The sequence below is a fragment of the Aquisphaera insulae genome (assembly GCF_011064615.1).
In the GTDB taxonomy this organism is placed as follows: Bacteria; Planctomycetota; Planctomycetia; order Isosphaerales; family Isosphaeraceae; genus Aquisphaera; species Aquisphaera insulae.
In genome coordinates this window covers 1-16,916 of sequence record NZ_JAALJH010000133.1, presented here as the reverse complement: position 1 = coordinate 16,916, position 16,916 = coordinate 1, and the positions used below count along the sequence as shown (strand labels likewise).

12 protein-coding genes are annotated in these 16,916 nt (G+C 70.8%); 2 read left to right on the top strand and 10 right to left on the bottom strand.

What is annotated here, in order from left to right; translation table 11 throughout:
- The 4 genes from G6O54_RS34500 to G6O54_RS34485 form a co-directional block, all read right to left on the bottom strand.
- A partial coding sequence (locus tag G6O54_RS34500) for a PIN domain-containing protein (RefSeq protein ID WP_205679134.1) occupies nucleotides 1-208 on the bottom strand: 208 nt, incomplete at its 3' end.
- Nucleotides 205-468 (bottom strand): UPF0175 family protein, encoded by a 264-nt coding sequence (locus G6O54_RS34495; protein WP_165234687.1) that lies wholly within the window; start codon nucleotides 466-468, stop codon nucleotides 205-207. The genes G6O54_RS34495 and G6O54_RS34500, both read right to left, overlap by 4 nt.
- Nucleotides 469-660: 192 nt before the next feature.
- The gene (locus G6O54_RS34490) at nucleotides 661-1,866 is read right to left on the bottom strand and encodes a ribosomal RNA small subunit methyltransferase A (protein ID WP_165234684.1); all 1,206 of its coding nucleotides are present in this window, start codon (nucleotides 1,864-1,866) and stop codon (nucleotides 661-663) included.
- A gap of 56 nt (nucleotides 1,867-1,922) precedes the next feature.
- Nucleotides 1,923-2,525, bottom strand: a complete 603-nt coding sequence (locus G6O54_RS34485) for a riboflavin synthase (RefSeq protein ID WP_165234681.1) — start codon at nucleotides 2,523-2,525, stop codon at nucleotides 1,923-1,925.
- A 191-nt stretch (nucleotides 2,526-2,716) separates the two neighbouring features.
- Between G6O54_RS34485 and G6O54_RS34480 the strand changes: the two genes are divergently transcribed.
- Nucleotides 2,717-3,622, top strand: a complete 906-nt coding sequence (locus G6O54_RS34480) for an aldo/keto reductase (RefSeq protein WP_165234678.1) — start codon at nucleotides 2,717-2,719, stop codon at nucleotides 3,620-3,622.
- Between the two features lie 163 nt (nucleotides 3,623-3,785).
- Here G6O54_RS34480 and G6O54_RS34475 read toward each other — a convergent pair whose 3' ends face one another.
- On the bottom strand, nucleotides 3,786-5,708 hold the full coding sequence (locus G6O54_RS34475; RefSeq protein WP_165234675.1) for a HEAT repeat domain-containing protein: 1,923 nt from the start codon (nucleotides 5,706-5,708) through the stop codon (nucleotides 3,786-3,788).
- Nucleotides 5,709-6,076: 368 nt separating this feature from the next.
- Between G6O54_RS34475 and G6O54_RS34470 the strand changes: the two genes are divergently transcribed.
- Nucleotides 6,077-7,387: a PQQ-dependent sugar dehydrogenase gene (locus G6O54_RS34470; RefSeq protein WP_165234672.1), complete on the top strand. Its 1,311-nt coding sequence runs from the start codon at nucleotides 6,077-6,079 to the stop codon at nucleotides 7,385-7,387.
- 266 nt (nucleotides 7,388-7,653) lie between these two features.
- On the opposite strand, the gene G6O54_RS34465 is transcribed toward G6O54_RS34470, so the two are convergent.
- The 5 genes from G6O54_RS34465 to G6O54_RS34445 all read right to left on the bottom strand — a co-directional run bounded on the left by G6O54_RS34465 (nucleotide 7,654) and on the right by G6O54_RS34445 (nucleotide 16,711).
- On the bottom strand, nucleotides 7,654-10,251 hold the full coding sequence (locus G6O54_RS34465; RefSeq protein WP_165234669.1) for an FG-GAP repeat domain-containing protein: 2,598 nt from the start codon (nucleotides 10,249-10,251) through the stop codon (nucleotides 7,654-7,656).
- Nucleotides 10,252-10,470: 219 nt separating this feature from the next.
- Nucleotides 10,471-11,433, bottom strand: coding sequence for a 2Fe-2S iron-sulfur cluster-binding protein (locus G6O54_RS34460; RefSeq protein WP_165234666.1), 963 nt, complete (start codon nucleotides 11,431-11,433; stop codon nucleotides 10,471-10,473).
- Nucleotides 11,430-13,292 carry an NAD(P)H-dependent oxidoreductase subunit E gene (locus G6O54_RS34455; RefSeq protein WP_165234663.1) on the bottom strand — a complete coding sequence of 621 codons (1,863 nt, stop codon included), beginning with the start codon at nucleotides 13,290-13,292 and terminating at the stop codon, nucleotides 11,430-11,432. Before G6O54_RS34455 ends, G6O54_RS34460 begins: the two co-directional genes overlap by 4 nt.
- A 4-nt stretch (nucleotides 13,293-13,296) precedes the next feature.
- Nucleotides 13,297-15,216: a molybdopterin oxidoreductase family protein gene (locus tag G6O54_RS34450; RefSeq protein WP_165234660.1), complete on the bottom strand. Its 1,920-nt coding sequence runs from the start codon at nucleotides 15,214-15,216 to the stop codon at nucleotides 13,297-13,299.
- 712 nt (nucleotides 15,217-15,928) lie between these two features.
- Nucleotides 15,929-16,711 carry a hypothetical protein gene (locus G6O54_RS34445; RefSeq protein WP_165234657.1) on the bottom strand — a complete coding sequence of 261 codons (783 nt, stop codon included), beginning with the start codon at nucleotides 16,709-16,711 and terminating at the stop codon, nucleotides 15,929-15,931.
- Nucleotides 16,712-16,916 lie beyond the last annotated feature (205 nt).

The following is a 16,916-nucleotide window of genomic DNA, read 5'->3' as shown; positions in this document are numbered from 1 at the left end:
AGGAATCGATGGCTATCGGCTCCCTGACATGCAGCCAACTCGGGAGCGATGCCGCCCACCTGCGCACGGGCTCGGGGCTTCGGGGATGGCCCAGCTCGATGACGACTGGAGGGGGAGCGTAGATTTCGCCGAACACGCGGGGCAGCACGTCGATGATGCCCGTCAGCACCAAATAGTTCAGCGGCGAGGTATCCGAGACGACGATCATCCCCGACCCGGCCCTCGGAGCGAAGCCACTTCGGCATGGAATTCGTCGATGGAGATGTCGAGCGGAACGTCATAACGCTTCAGGAGCCCGTCGACCTCGTAGCGGCTCAACCCCAGGGCCTGTGCGACCTGATGGTGGGTGATCCGCCGCTGGCGGTACATCTCGACGAGGAGCGACTCCTTGGCGGCCTGATTCGGGTCCGTCCCCGTCGCGTGGAGCCGCTCTTCGATGTCACCGGGTATCTCGAAAGTGATGGTCATCCCGTTCTCTCCGAAGCGCCCCTCTCAAGTCGTGTTGGAGGAATCCCCTCCTCCTTGGCCCACGGGTCGGCCACCGTCAGGCTCTGCTCCCGGATGTGCCACGACGGATTATAACGGGCGTGGCGGTCTCCGGCGCCATCGAGGCGCGATAGGAGGCGGAATCGACGAGGTTCAAGACGAAATGCCCTCTCGTTATTCGCCGGCATCCGGGTCGATCTCGTCCGTCCCCAACGCCGGCGTCGCCGCGTCCCCCCACCGGCCCTTCAGCGCCTCGGCCAGGGCCAGGAACTGGGGGACGGTCAGGGCCTCGGCGCGGAGGGTCGGGTCGATGGCGAGGGGCTCGAGGAAGGCGTCGACGTCGGGCTTGGTCCAGCGGTCGGGCCACATGCCGGAGAGGACATGGCGGAGGTTCTTGCGGCGATGGAGGAACGCCCTGCGAACGACGTCGTGGAACCACGGGACGTCGATCCTCGCCCGGCGTTCGGCCGACGGGCGGATCCGGACGACGGCGGATTCCACCTTCGGCCGCGGCCAGAAGACCTGGGGCTGGAGGACCCGCACGAGCTCCACGTCGGCCAGCGCCTGGACCAGGATCGCCAGCGAGCCATACCCCGGCGACGACGGCACCGCGATCATCCGGTCCGCCAGCTCGCGCTGGATCGTCACCACCAGGAGCGATGGCGAGAGCCGCGGCGAGACCAGCAGGTTGGAGATGACCGGCGTCGCCACGCCGTAAGGCAGGTTCGCGACGAGCTTGAACGAGCGGGCTGAAGCGAGGAGCGGATCCCCCTCGCCACCCCCAACCTCCTCGCTCCGCCGCTCTGGTCCCCTCCCCCCACCGTGGGGGAGGGTTAGGGAGAGGGGGCGACCGCCATCGACAGACGAGTTCGCCGTCTCGCCGCCCGCACCTTCCGGTCCCTTCGCTCGCTCTTTCTCATCAGCTCGCTCGTCCCCCTCTCCCCAACCCTCCCCCACCAGGGGTGAGGGGGTAAGATGGCCCGCCTCGGCAGGGGATGTTTGCCGTGCCGTCAGGGCCTCCTCCACCGCCGAGATCAATTCCGGGTTGAGCGTGTTCTTGTTCGCCAGGGCGTCGGCGTGGACCACGCGGACGGACGCCATGTCGGCGACGGCCTCGCGGGTCAGGGCGGCCATGCCGGGATCCACCTCGACGGCCACGACGGCCGCCCCGCGCGAGCCCATGAGCGCCGTGAGCGCCCCGGCTCCGGTGCCGACCTCGAGGATCACGTCACCCGCGCCGACCTCGGCGGAGTCGACGATCAGCTCGTGGATGTTCAGGTCGATGAGGAAGTTCTGCCCCAGGTGATGCCGGGGAGAGATGCCCCGCCGGCCGAAGAGGCCGCGGAGGTACGACTGGGTCTGGCGGGCGGGGGCGGGCATGTCGGTTCGCTCGAAAGGGCTTCGGGAGGGGGCTTTCGTCAAGCTGTGACAACCCGTCAGGCGCCGGCGCCCCGGCCGGCCAGGAGCTTCTCGACGTGCTTGGCCAGCATGTCGGCCTCGATGTTCACGGCGTCGCCGACGCGGAGCAGGCCCAGGGTGGTCACGCTCAGCGTGTGGGGGATCAGCATGACGCTGAAGCCGTCGGGGTCCACGTCGACCAGGGTCAGGCTCACGCCGTCCACGGCGATCGAGCCCTTGGGGACGAGCAGCCGCATCCAGGACGGATCGAGGCCGAAGGCGAGGAACTCCCATTCGCCCTCGGTCCGCCGCTCCTTGAGGACGGCCGTGGTGTCGACGTGCCCCTGGACGAAGTGGCCCCCCAGGCGGTCGCCGACGCGGAGCGACCGCTCGAGGTTGACGCGGTCCCCCGGCCGCCTGGCGCCGAGGTTCGTGCGGAGCAGGGTCTCGGGGCCGGCCTGGACGTCGAAGGCCTCGCCGGAGGCGGAAACCACGGTCAGGCAGCAGCCGTTGACCGCCACGCTCTCGCCGATGGGCAGGGGCCGTTCCAGCCCCGGCCAGCCCAGCGTGAACCTCGTCCCCGCGCCCTCATCCACGACCCGCTCGACCTTGCCCAGCACCTCGACCAGCCCGGTGAACACGATCCCGCTCCTTGCCTTCGCATCAGTCATCCAACCGCGGCGATCGCGATCCGCCGCATCTCCGCCTATGGTAGCATCGCGGCCTCGTGGTTAGAATCGGCGCCGGTATCGAGGGTTCGGTCGTGCCGGGCCATCTCGTCTCGTCCCGTTCCATTTCCCGCCCTTCCAGACTCACGGGGAGATCCACGCACATGACGCCCCCCCTCAATCGTCGCGACTTCCTCGCCCAGACCGCGGCCGGCGCCGCGATGGCCGCCGCGGCCGGCAGCTCGGGCGCCATGGCGGCCGGGCTCGCCCGGAACGCGCTGCCGGAGAGCGCGACGCAGAAGGTGACCCTGGGCAAGACGGGCATCCAGGTCTCGCTGGTGGGCATGGGGACCGGCAGCATCGGCTCGAACCAGGCGAGCAACCAGACCCGGCTGGGCGTGGAGGGATTCGCCAAGGTGGTCCGCCACTGCATCGACAAGGGGATCACGTTCTTCGACGTGGCCGACCAGTACGGCTCGCACACGTACCTGCGCGAGGCCCTCAAGGGGGTGCCCCGGGACCGGTACGTCATCCAGACGAAGACCCACGCCACGAACGTCGCCGACGCCAAGAGCCACCTGGAGCGGTATCGGATGGAGCTCGGCGTCGAGTACATCGACATCGTGTTGCTCCACTGCATGACCAAGGACGGCTGGCCGGCGGACAACCGGGGCTCGATGGAATACCTGATGCGGGCCAAGGAGGAGAAGATCATCCGGGCCCACGGCACGAGCTGCCACGGCATGGACCCGCTGCGGACCTCCGCCAAGAACCCGTTCGTCGAGATCGACCTCGCCCGGATCAACCCCGAGGGGCTGATCATGGACGACAGGAAGCCCGACGAGGTGGCCTCGGTCCTGGAGGAGATGCACTCCGCCGGCAAGGGGGTCGTCGGCATGAAGATCCTGGGCGAGGGCCGGATCAAGGATCCGGAGAAGAAGGACGCCTCGCTCCGCTACGTCCTGGGCCTCGGCACGGTGGACGCCTTCATCATCGGCTTCGAGAGCACCGAGCAGGTCGACGACCTCCTCAAGCGGACGGCCGACGCCATCGCCTTCCTGAAGGGCTGAGCGCGTCACCGTCGCATGCCTCCCCCCGGCATCGCGGGGGGAGAGCCCAACTTCATTTCCCGCCATACCAAGGGGGGATCCGGGGGGGCTTTCGACCGCCTCTGCTTGCGAGTTCCACCCCCTCCAGCTCCCTCCTGGTCAAGGGGAGAGGCCGAAGCTTGTCTTAGCCATCCCCCTCGATCCGCCGGATCGCCTCCGCGAGGGCGGCTCGCAGGGCCTCATCCTGGATGACGAAATCCTCGGCCTGGGGGCAGGGCGGGAGGAGGTCCTCGGCCGCGGCGGCGCGGAGCGCGGGGAGGGCCTCGCGGGCGTTTTCGGCCATCTCGCCGAGGGTCACGGCGGCGGTCACGGCCAGGGGCCCTTGGTCGTCGAGATACTCGATCAGGACCGGCCGCATGCCGTCGACATCGCCCGCGATCCGCCAGAGGGCCCGCGCGGCCTCGAGCCGCGTCCGGCGGCCGAGTGGCGAGCGATCGTCCAGGCATTCGCGAAGGGCCGGCACGGCCCGAGCCGCCGCCGGGCCCATCTCGCCGAGGGCCTCGGCCGCGACGTCGCGGAAGGGGGCTTCGGGGCGAAGCGCGTCCATCAGGACCGGCAGGACCGGGCCCGGACGCTTCTGGAGCCGCCAGAGAGCGCGGGCGGCGTGGACCCGCGCGACCGGGTCCGCGTCTTCCAGCCAGGCTTCCAGGTGCGGGATGGCGGCGAGCGCCTCGAGGCCGCCGATCTGCCCGAGGGCGATCGCCACGGCGCGCACCGTATGCGGCAGGTCCCCCGCCAGGTCGAGCAGGACCGGGACGAACGGACGTGCGGCCTCGCCGATGCGGCCCAGGGCCATGGCCACCAGGATCGGCCGGTTGTGGGCGGCCGTCCGGTCGGCCGGCGGATCCCGCCGGAGTATGCCGACCAGAGGCGGGACCGCCGCCGAGGCCTCGGCGCCGAGAAGGCCGAGCGCCTCGGCGATTCGCGGGAACGAGCGGCCGCCCTGGAGCAGCACGTCGATGAGCGCGGGGACGGCGCGGGGGTCCCGCAGCCGGGCGAGCGCCACGGCGGCCTCGACGCGGACGCTGCGGTCGTCGTCTTCCAGGGCGTCGGCGAGCGAGCCGGCCACGCCGGCCGCCGCCGGCCCGAGCCGGGCGAGCGCCGCGGCGATCTCCGAGCGCTCGCCCGGCTCGCCCAGCGCGAGCCGCGCCCCCAGCGCGACCGCCGCCGCCGGCCGGACCGACCGCCGCTCGCGGCAGAGGGCCTCGAGCGCGAAGAGGGCCCCGGCTCGCGGCCCCTCCGAGGGGTCATCCAGCAGGTCCAGCAGGACGTGGAGCTGCTCCCGCGGATGGCCGCTCAGGGCCGAGATGGCGTCGAGCGCCACGTCCCCGCCGCACCAGGGGAGGTCCTCGAAGTCGTCCCAGGCCGGGACGATCGCCTCGATGATCGCGTCGACCACCTCCGGCGACGGCTCGCCACCGCTGCCGCCGGCCGACTTCCCCAGGACGATCGCCGCCGCCAGCCGGACGACCGGCGGGGCCGACGGGCCGAGGCACTCGACGGCCGCCGCGGCCTCCCCCCCCTGCCCCTCCGACGCGATCGCGCCGAGATCCCCGAGCGTCAGCAAGGCCGCCGCGCGAGTGCTCGCGTCCGCCTCGGCGGAGACCCGGGGCGCCAGCACCGGGACGATCTCGGCGGCCCGCCCCGGGCAGCGGCCCAGGAGGTAGGCCGCGAACGTCCGCACCGAACGATCGTCGTGGAAGAGCAGGCCGAGGTAGGTCATCGCCCCGGCCTCCACCGCGCGGCGGACCGGCCCGCCCCACTCCGGCGAGTCCCCCTTCGCGATGTTCGCCAGCAGGTTGAGGATCCCCGCCTTGTCGCGCACTTCCGGCAGCGTCAGCAACTCGACGAGGAACGGCACGGCGACGGCCGTGGACTCGTAGATCTTCCCCTGGTGCCAGATGTTCCCGGCCAGGCCGTCGAGCGCGCGGTCCCGCTCATCCTCATCCCGGGAGGCCAGTGCGCGGATCATCTCGGGCACGTCGGACGCCTCGCCGAGGGCGTGCGTCAGCCGCGACCAGTTCACCGAGCCCAGCCCATCCAGCATGGCCTCCCCCCCGCATCGGCGGAATGACCCCGATGTTGTTCGGAACATCGCCATGCCTGGGAAAGTAACCGCGACGGCGTCCGCAATCCAGCCCCGGGCGGCATGTGCCACATCCCCGCCCGATCCGGGCGGATTTCGGGAAACATATGATGGTCCCGGGCATCGCGCGACCCTGATCGACGACCGGCCGGACACGCGTCGAGATTCCGGAGCCGGGCCGCCAGGGGCCGAGGCGGCCCCGACGCCCCTTGCCACGTCAACCCGCCACCGGGCTATGATACGTCCCATGGACACCGCGGCTTCCCCCGGACGCCGCGGCCACTTCGATTCGATTCGCAGACGCCCGCAAGGGCCGAGGTTGATCCCCCATGAGCCCACTCCTCCGACTCGCCCTGCTCCCCCTGGCCCTCGCCGCGCCGACGGCCTCGGGGGACGGCCCCGGGCCCGGCCGACGCACCCTCACCGGCAAGGAGGCCCTCGGCGACTGGACGACCGACGCGCCCGGCGTCCGCCGGAAGGTCACGGTCGACGACCTGGCCACCCCCTACGTCACCCCCTCGGCCAACAACTTCCCCCGCATCATCCCCCGCCCCGAGGGGGCCTGGCCCAAGGCGCCGGCGGGCTTCGCGGTGACCGAGTTCGCCACCCGCCTGACCGAGCCGCGGGTCATCGTCCGGGCCCCCAACGGCGACCTGTTCCTGTCCGAGAGCCGCGCCAACCGCGTCCGCGTCCTCCGCGACGCCGACGGCGACGGCAAGCCCGAGGTGAGCGAGGTCTTCGCCACCGGCCTGAGGCGGCCGTTCGGGATCGCCTTCTACCCGCCCGGCCCCGATCCCCAGTTCCTCTACGTCGGCAACACCGACTCCGTGGTCCGCTTCCCTTACAAGAATGGCGACACCAAGGCCACCGGCGAGGCCGCCACGATCGTCAAGGACATCCCGAGCGGCAACGAGCGCGTCGGCGGCGGCGGCCACTGGACGCGGGACCTCGAGTTCTCGCCCGACGGCAAGGCCCTGTACGTCTCGGTCGGCTCGCGCTCGAACGTCGACGACGACGCGCGCGAGAATCGCCGGGCGATGATCCTCGCCTTCGACCCCGACGGCAAGAACGAGCGCGTCCTCGCCCGCGGCATCCGCAACCCGGTGGGCCTGGCCACCCACCCGGAGACGAAGCAGCTCTGGACCTCGGTGAACGAGCGCGACGGCCTGGGCGACCACCTCGTCCCGGACTACATCACGCACGTCGAGGAGGGCGGATTCTACGGCTGGCCGTGGTTCTACATCGGCGCCCACGAGGATCCCCGGCACAAGGGCAAGCACCCCGAGCTGAAGGACAAGACGATCGTCCCCGACGTGCTCTTGCAGTCGCACATGGCCTCGATCGACCTGACGTTCTACGACGGCGAGAGCTTCCCGAAGGAATTCCGCCACGACCTCTTCGCCTCCGAGCACGGCTCGTGGAACCGGGCCCGCCGCACCGGCTACAAGGTCATCCGCGTCCCGCTCAAGGACGGCAAGGCGACCGGCGAGTACGAGGACTTCCTGGTGGGCTTCGTCACCCCGGAGGGCAACGTCTGGGGCCGCCCGGCCGGCGTGGCCGTGGCCCGGGACGGCTCCCTGCTGGTGACCGACGACGCCTCGGGGACGGTCTGGCGGGTGGCGTACACGGGGGCGAAGTGAAGGCAATGCGCCGGCCTCGCCTCGTCTTCGTCCGCCGCGGATCGCGTGCACCAGGGCCCCCCCTCGCGCCTTGTCAACGTTGAGAGTTCGGGTTGATGGGGAGGCAGGAATGGCCGCCCCCCGAGCCTGCAGGCGGGAGGGGAGGAAGGATCCGGGGGACAGGCATTCCTGCCTGTCCCGGCCCGACCACCGCCGGGCGGGCGGGCTGTCGCGAAATCCCATGCAGATCCGACATCCATCGGGTTCCTGAAACGGACCGATCGGACTCAGATCACGTTCCGCTCGAACGTGTTCACATTCGAGATCGTCACGGCCGAGGTCGAGTTGGCCGTGGCGCTCGTGAGGATGAAGGTCAGGGTGTGAGACCCGAATGGCAGCGAGCTCAGGCTGATGGTCGCCGGCCTCGTCCCCGTCCCGGACACGGTCGGGTCCATGACGAACGCCTCCGTGCCGTCGGCCAGGATCGTCAGCAGGTCGCCGGGCTTGAAGGACGAGAAATCATAGTTGAACGAGATCCCCGCGAAGCCGTCGTACGGCGCGTCGATGCTGACGGTCTGCGACTGGATCACCGACGACGACTGCCTCAGGCTCACGCCGCCGACGCCCGCCGAGCGGAACGTGAAGTTCTGGGCCGGCGGCGAGCCCTCCGCGTTCAGGACGAACTGCTGGTCGGCCGGGTATGACAGGACACTCCAGTTCTGCTCGTAGTATCGCGCCAGCGCCGAAACGCCGCCCGAGCCCGGCAGCAGCGGCGACCAGTACTGGCCCACGTTCGACGCCGTGCCGCCGTTGAGCGACGGCTCGCCGGAGCCGGTGTACCACCAGGCGGCGTAGGCGTGCCGGTCGGCGATGTCCGTCTCGCTCAGGCTGTCCGGATAGAGGCTCACGTCCACGACCTGGTTGAGCGAGCTCGACAGCGTGACTGTGCCGTCGCTGGTGGTCCCGCCGAAGGCGTAGCCGAAGTACGACGCGTACGCGTCCACGAACGGCGCCGAGGTGCTCTGGCGGTTGAGGCCGAGATCCTGGAGGAAGAACCAGTTGAAGTTCGCCGCCCCCATGCTGACCACCGCCTGGCCCCCGGCGGTGTCCGAGTCCTCCGGCGAATCGAGGAGGGTCAGTTGCCTCAGCGGGTAGCCGGCCCGCGCCAGCTCCACCGCCGCCACGGTGGCCACCTTGGAGCCATGGCTGTGGCCGATGAGCTGGATCTTCGCCGAGGATGCGGCCGACGCCGAGCCGAGGGCGGATTCGAGGCCGGCGGCCAGCCGCTCGCCGTTGAGCGCGGTGCGAGCCTCGGAGAGGTTCGCATCCTGCGGGACGTGCACGCCGTCGAGGTCCCACGAAGGCGTCGCGGAGTCGTCGATCCACGTGTAGGCGAGCACCACCGCGTTCGGGTCCGCGGGCGCCCCGCCGGTGGCCGACGTCCGGCCGAGGATGTCCTGCGCCATGCCCGTGAGCGCCGCGGCCTCGTTGCCCGATGGCCCGCCGTCGAGGAGCCACGCGGAGGCCGGCCCCGGGTTGGTCTTCGGCGGGTCGAACCCGGGCTGGCCGGGGAAGGTCCACCACCACTTGAGGGTGAGGCCCTTCGCCGCCTCGGCGTCCACCCAGTTCACGTACCCGGGCGCCCAGCCGTGGACGAGGACCGAGATGTCCTTGCCGACGAGCCGCGGGTCGTTCTGCACGACCGGCTGGAACGTCTTCGAGAGCGGGTCGAAGATCGCCAGCCGCTGCAAGGGCGTGAGCGAGGGCGACGACGTGGACGAGATCCCGTTCGCCACCGCCACCGCGGGCGTCGAGTTCGCCACCGTGCCCGAGCCCGCCACGAACGCCCCGGCGGGGATGGCCGCCGTGCGATAGGCCACGCCCGGCGCCGGCAGCAGGGACGCCAGCGAGGGCAGGACCGCGCCCAGGCGGAGCGACTGGGTGCTGACGACCACCGTGGACTGGGGCTTCGTGTGCGGCCTCGCCGTCGAGAGGGCGAGCTCGTCGCCGGTCTGGCTGTCCACCCCGACCGCCGCGACCTGGACGCCGGATCCGGTCGCGAACGGCCCGGCGACCTTGAAGTCGGCCGCGACCGTCGAGGTCGTCCCCTGGAAGATCCGGACCCGCGCGGCCTTCCCCGCGGCCGAGGCGATCGCCACGTCCATCCGCTGGGCGCTCGCGACGTTGCCGACCGTCACCGAGAGCCCCCCGGCCACGGCCCGCGGCAAGGCCCGGTACGACGAAACGAGCTTTCCGGCCTGCCCGAAGACCCGGACGATCGGCTGCCCGGTCCCCGGCACGGCCACGATGTTCGCGAAGCCGTCCCGGTCGAGGTCCCCCACCGCGACCTTCGCCCCCTGCCAGGCCCTGGCGGGAAGCCCGGCGTTGGCCTGGATCGATTCCACGAGCTGCCCGGTCGTCCCGCGGAAGACCTGGATCAACGGCGACCCGAGCCCCGGCGTCACCACGATGTCCGCCGTGCCGGTGTTCTCGACGTCCCCGGCCGCGACCCAGTAACCGCCGCGGTTCGAGCCCGAGACCGCGAACGAGCCCTCGAGCGCCCCGTCCGTCGACCGGAAGACCCGGACCAGCCCCGGCCCCCCCGGCCCCGTCGCCGTGATCACGTCCTGGACGCCGTCCCCGTCCACGTCCCCGACCGCCACCCGCACGCCCGATTTCATCGAGGCGTCATACGCCAGGAACGAGAGCGTCTGCGTCCCCGTCGCCGCGTCCAGCACCCGGACCACCGGCGCCTGCCCCTTCCCCGCCCCCTGCACCAGGATCGACGAGAGCAGCCGACGATCCTCCAGGCCCTCGATCGCCAGGTCGGATCTCCTCCGCCGACCGCCCCTATCCTGTCGCCGGCTCGTCGCGTCGCTGCTCATGGGCGCGTCACCTCACCTCACCTCGCGTGGCCTGGTCCCGAGAACCTAGGCAATCCTCGCCGGATTTAACGGCGGGCCGGCCTACCAGCGTCCGCGGAACCTGGCACGATTGCAAGCCCCGTCGCGCGCGTGGGGAGCGCGTCGCGACTCCGCGGTGGGGGCCCGATCGAGACGATCCCGCGGCCCCCGGCCCGGGACGGTCCGATCCACCTCGAGGCCCTATCCGGCCGTCGATCCGTCCCCAGCCCCCCCGCCGGTCCCGGCGTCGGCCTCCGGATCGTCGCCGTGGACGAATTCGAACCCGAAGCGCCCCTTGATGCACAGGTGGCCGTGGGTGATTTCGGACTCGATCGGCGAGGAGACCTTGACGATCCGGTTGTCCTGAACATGGAGCGAGAGCGTGCAACCCACGCCGCAATAGGGGCAGATCGTGTCGGTGCGGGACTGTCGCGGCTCGTCCCACCGGCCCTGCCGGCGGAGGTCGTACTCGCCGCGGAACATCAGGGCGCCGGTCGGGCAGACCCCGATGCAATTGCCGCAGTAGACGCACGCGGATTCGGGCAGGGGGACGTCGCCCTCGGTGCTGATCCGCGCGCCGAAGCCCCGGCCGGCGACCGCGATGGCGAAGGTGTTCTGGGCGTCGGTGCCGCACGCCTCGACGCACTTGTAACAGAGGATGCATTTGCCGTAGTCGCGGACGTACAGGTCGTTATCGACCTTCACCGGCTGCGCGACGGTCGCCGCGGAGGTCCCGTACCGCTCGGGGCGGGCGCCGTAGCGTGCCGCGTGGGCGAGCGCCGCGGGGGCCGCGGAGAGGTCGGCGGACGAGGCCAGGAACTCGATCACCATCTTCCGAGACAGCCGCACGCGAGGCGAATCGGTGAGGATCTCCATCCCGGGCTCGACGCGCCGGGAGCAGGCCGGCACCAGCGTCCGCGAGCCGGCGAGCTCGACCACGCAGATCCGGCAGGCGTTGACCGGCGTGAGGTTCTCCAGGTAGCAGAGGGTGGGCGTGTCGATCCCCAGGGCCCGGCAGGCGTCCAGGATCGTCGCCGTGGCCGGCACGCTCGCCGTCCGCCCGTCGATGGTCAGCTCGACATTCGCCGGCTCCGGGCCGGCGGGGGGGGCCGGCGGGCGGGCCGGCGGCGGCGGCGGGCGGAACCAGGGGGAATCGTCGCTCATCGTGTCGGCTCCCGTTCGGGCCGCGGGCCGAGCGTCGCGAAGGCCGACTCGATGGCATTCGACGCCGCCTGGCCGAGCCCGCAGATCGAGGCGTCGCGCATCACCTGGCCGATCTCCGCGAGCAGGGACATCTCGTCCTCCCGGCTGCCGATCGGCCGGCCCGACCGTAGCCGCTGCACCAGCTCCTCCTGCCGCACCGTGCCGACGCGGCAGGGGACGCACTGTCCGCACGACTCGTCGCGGAAGAACGCCGCGATCCGGGCGAGGATGTCGCCCACGTCGATCGTCTCGTCGAGGACGAGCACCGCCCCCGATCCGAGCACCGCCCCCGCCCCGCGCGTCCCCTCCAGGGTCAGGGGGGTCGCCAGTCGGTCCGGCCCGATGAACGTCCCGGCGGCGCCGCCGAGGAGCACGGCGCGGAGCGACCTCCCGTCCGGGATCCCGCCCGCCGACGCGATCAGGTCCCCGAGGGTGATGCCGAATTCCACCTCGTAGACGCCGGGACGGGCCACGCGGCCCGAGACGCAGAAGAGCTTCGGCCCGGTCGACCCCGCCGTCCCGATCGCGGCATAGGCCGCGCCGCCGAGCGCGAGGATCAGCGGGATGTTGACCAGGGTCTCCACGTTGTTGACGAGCGTCGGCTTGCCGAAGAGGCCCGCCTGTACCGGGAAGGGGGGCTTGTTCCGCGGCTCGCCGCGCCGGCCCTCGATCGAATTGAAGAGCGCCGTCTCCTCCCCGCAGATGTAGGCCCCCGCGCCCCGGCGGAGCTCGATGTCGAAGGCGAACCCCGCATCCATGACGTCCGGGCCGAGGAGGCCGGCGGATCGGGCCGCGGCGATCGCCGCCTCCAGCCGCCGCGCCGCCCGGGGATACTCCCCGCGCACGTAGAGATAGCCGCGCTCGCAGCCGGTCGCGAAGCCGGCGATCGTCATCCCCTCGATCACGGCGAAGGGATCCCCCTCCATCAGGACGCGATCCTTGAACGTGCCGGGCTCGGACTCGTCGGCGTTGCAGACCAGGTAGTGGGGCCGGGCCGGCGCCCTCGCGACGGCCTGCCACTTCCGGCCCGTCGGGAAGGCCGCGCCGCCTCGCCCCATGAGCTTCGAGGCCAGGACCTCGTCGATGACGCGATCGCGGCCAATCTCGATCGCCCGCGCGAGGGCTTGATACCCGCCGGACTCCCGGTAGGCGTCGATCCGACCCGGGTCGATCCGGCCGACCCGGCCGAGGAGCCGGAGGCCCTCGGCCCCGAACTGGGGCACGGAACGCCGGAGCGATTCGAAGTCGTCGCCGGCCTCCCCCTGCGAGGCGAGCTCGCCCAGGATGCCCGCGACGGTCGCCGGGGCCACCGAGGCCGCACGCGGCGACTCGCCCGCGTTCAGGACCAGCGCGGCGGGGGCGAGCTCGCAATGGCCCAGGCACGGGCTGGCCTTCCAGCCCCCCGCGCCCTCCGGGCCCAGGGCGTGCTCGAGCCCGGCGCGAAGGCGATCCGCCCCGCGGATCCGGCAGGCGATGTCGTCGCAGACGTGGGCGACGGCCGGCGGTTGTGGCTCGACCGAGAGGAGATGATAGAAGGTCACGACGCCGTGGGCCTCCGCGGGGGGGACCGTCAGCCTCCGGCAGATGTAGTCGAGGGCGCCCGGCGGCACCCAGCCGAATCGCGACTGGACGGCGTGGAGCGCGGGCAGGAGCAGGTCGCGGCGGGACCGAGCCGCGTGGCCGGGCAGGAACCCGCCACGGCCCTCCGCATCCGGGTCCCGCGCCCCGCCGGGCCGGTCGGATGTCGGCGGCCCCAGGATGGAGTCGACGGCGGCTCGCTCAACCGCCGTCGCTTGCGGGCCGTGGAAGGAGAGGTCCATGGTCTCACGTCGCTCCCAGCCGCTCGACCCGGATGGCGGCGGCCTTGAATTCCGCGGTGCCCGACCCGGGATCCGTGGCGTCGATGGTCAGGATATTGGTCGCGACCTCGTCCTGGAAGTGGAGCGTCATGAAGGTGAGCCCCGGCCGCAGGCCCTCGTCGACCCGGATGGGTACCTCGAGGCCCCCGCGCCGGGACGAGACCCGGACGACCTCACCGTCCCGGAGCCCGAGGCGCTCCGCGTCCTCCGGAGAGATGTCGAGGCTCTCGCCCCGGCGGAGCGGCGACGCGTAGCCCGCGGTCTGGACGCCCGTGTTGAATTCGGCCAGCCGCCGTCCCGTCGTCAGCCTCAGCGGGAACTCGTCGGTCAGCCGCTCGACGGGCGGGTCGTGCTCCACCGGGTGGAAGGCGACCCTCGGGCCGTTGAGCGGGCGCTCCCAGAGCCTGCTGTGGAGGAACAGCTCGCCCGGATGGTCCTCGTCAAGGCAAGGCCAGCGGAGTCCATCCGAGGCCTCCAGCCGCGCGTAGCTCATCCCGGCGTGGAGGGGGCTGAGCTCGCGGAGCTCGTCCCAGAGGGCCTCGGCCCGCGGCTCTCCCCAGTCGTGGCCGAGTCGTCGGGCGAGGTCGAACAGGATGGCGATGTCGTCCCGGGCGCCGGCCGGCGGGTCGATCGCCCTGCGGACGCGCTGGACCTTCCGCTCGCTGCTGGTGACGGTCCCCTCCGACTCGCACCAGCCCGCGGCCGCCGGCAGGACGACGTCGGCCATCCGGGCGGTCGCCGTGAGGAAGATGTCCTGCACGACGAGGAAGTCCAGGGCCTCCAGCCGACGCCGGGCCCGCCCCTGGTCCGCTTCCGACTGGAGCGGGTTCTCCCCGAGGACGTACAGGGCGCGGAGCTCGCCCCGCCCCATCGCCTCGAACATCTCCGACATGTTCCAGCCGCGACGGGGCGGGATGCGGGCCCCCCATCGCCGCTCGAACTTCTCGCGGAACTCGTCCACCTCCACGTGCTGGAAGCCGGGCAGCCGGTCCGGGAGCGCCCCCATGTCTCCCCCGCCCTGGACGTTGTTCTGCCCCCGCAGCGGGTTCAGGCCGGAGCCGTAGCGGCCCACGTGCCCCGTCAGCAGGGCCAGGTTGATCAGGGCGTGAACGTTGTCCACGGCGTTGTGGTGCTCCGTGATCCCCAGCGTCCAGCAGATCATCGCCCGACCGGCCCCGGCGTAGGAATGGGCCAGGTCGCGGATGGCGCCCGCGGGGACGCCCGTCACCTCCTCCGCATGGGCGAGTGTGTAACGTTCGACGGCCCGCGCGTACGACTCGAATCCCGTCGTGGCGTGCTCGAGGAACGCGCGATTCTCGAGCCCCGCCGCGAGGATCTCCCGGCCCACGGCGTTGGCCAGCGCGATGTCCGACCCGACGTCCAGCCCGAGCCAGTTGTCGGCCCAGCGCGCGGAGCTCGTGCGCCGCGGGTCCACGACGTGCAGCCGCGCCCCGTTGCGGAGGCCTTTCAGGAGGTGATGGAAGAAGATCGGGTGCGTCTCTCTCGCGTTCGACCCCCAGAGGATGATGACCTCGGTTTCCTCGACCTCGCGGTAGGAGTTCATGCCCCCGCCGACCCCGAACACGGTCGCCAGACCGGCGACGCTTGGGGCGTGTCAGGTGCGGTTGCAGCTATCGATGTTGTTGCTCCCCATCACGACCCGGGCGAACTTCTGCGCCGCGAAGTTCATCTCGTTGGTGGCCTTGGAGCAACTGAACATCCCGAATGCGGAGGGACCATGCCGCCGGGCGGTCTCGCGCAGGCCCGCGGCGGCGCGATCCAGGGCCTCATCCCATCCCGCCGGACGCAGGGCGCCGGCTTCGCCGTCGCGCACGAGCGGCTGCCGCAGCCGGGCATACCGCCCGGCCTTCGTCTTGGAGCTCATTGCCTCGCCCTCGCTCTTCAGGGAGGGTTCGATCGATTCAAGCCGACTTCATTGTACGCCACCAGGAGCCGGATACAACGATCGCGAGACCATGGCGTCGGGCGGCCCGCATTGCGGCTTGGCCGGAGTTCCATTCGCATCGCGAACATACCTCCCCGAGCCTCTCCGGGCCGATTCCCTCTCGAGCGAGCGGCTATCGACACGATGATTATTACCTTGTGCAACTCTTTTTCTGGCGGTATCTATGAATACGACCTACTGCTTCATCACAGCTTGGATTTCGGGTCTTTCCGAGCCGGAAGCGTTAGCGACGGATAATCATAAATCATGAATCCACCGTCGCTAACGCTTCCGGCTCGGACATGGGATCGCCTCCGTCAACCCGTCTCTCTAGCCGTGACAATGCACCAGGGCTTTGTCACGGCTTGGATTTCGGGTCCTTCCGAGCCGGAAGCGTCAGCGACGGATAATCATAAATCATGAATTGACCGTCGCTGACGCTTCCGGCTCGGACGTGGGGATCGCCTCCGTCAACCCGTCTTTTAGCCGTGACAAAGCACCAGGGCTTTGTCGCGGCCAAGAATTGGGGTTGAAGGGCAGACAGGAATATCCGCCCCCTGGAGATGAAGTCCAGGCGCGGAGGGAACTCCCGGGGGGACAGGCGTTCTTGCCTGTCCCGTGGCCGACCCCAGGATCAAGCCGTGGCAGATCTCTAATCTTCCATCCTGTACGACCACCGGCCCCATAGTGGCACGTTGATCCAATCGCCGAGGATGATCGCGGGGCGCCCTGGAACGTCGGGGGAGAGCCGAGGAAGGCGGACGAAACCGGCGGGACCACCCGGGTGTGAATCGGTCAGGAGCGCCACTCCGTCCTCATGGGGATCGGTCTTCGTCGCGACGATGTGGAACGGGCCGATCCAGGTCGGTGGCAGGGAAAGTCCCCGGGCGCCGGCGGCCACGGCCCGATCGGCCATGCGGTCCATCGCCGGCTTCGCGAGCAGGAAGGTCATGTGTAGGGGCCAGAGCGTGACGAGCGTGACCATCGGAGCGATTGCCAGCAGCATCACCAGGAACCACGCAGGCGAAGGGCCATGGCGTGAAGGACCGCCGTGACGCCCCACCAGCGCCGCCCAGGTGCCGCCGAATCCGAGAGTGAGGGGGAGCAGGACGGAGAAGTAGCCGAGAAGCATCAGGGGCTGCGCCACAAGCCCGATCGGGGACAGGGTGGCGGCGATGTACAGGCCGTTGAGCCCCAGCGCCAGGCCGAGCCAAATCCACTTCGCGAGGTGAACGTTCGCCGTCGCGATCAGGTGTTGGGAGCCCACGTAGGCAATTCCCAGCGGTGCCAGGATCAGCATCGAAACCCAGATCAGGGGGACCGTGATCCCGATCGCGACGGCCGCGACCAGGAGCATCAGCGCCCAGATCGGGAATCGAAAGCGAGCCGTTCGGATGACGACCGCCTCGTCATGAGCCCACGACGTTGAACCCATCCGCTCGACTCCGTTCAGCCGGACTCCGGGGCCTGCCGGCGATCCACCAGCGTGCCACGTTCTTCTACATCAATCCTCCAGACCACTCAAGCGTTGGGAGGTGCCGAAACGGGGAATACCGAGACGAACGAGACCGAAAAGCCCGCCTCACTTCCCGGTCGAGCCCCGCGCAACCGGATCAGGAATCCGCTAAGAGTCTGTCTCG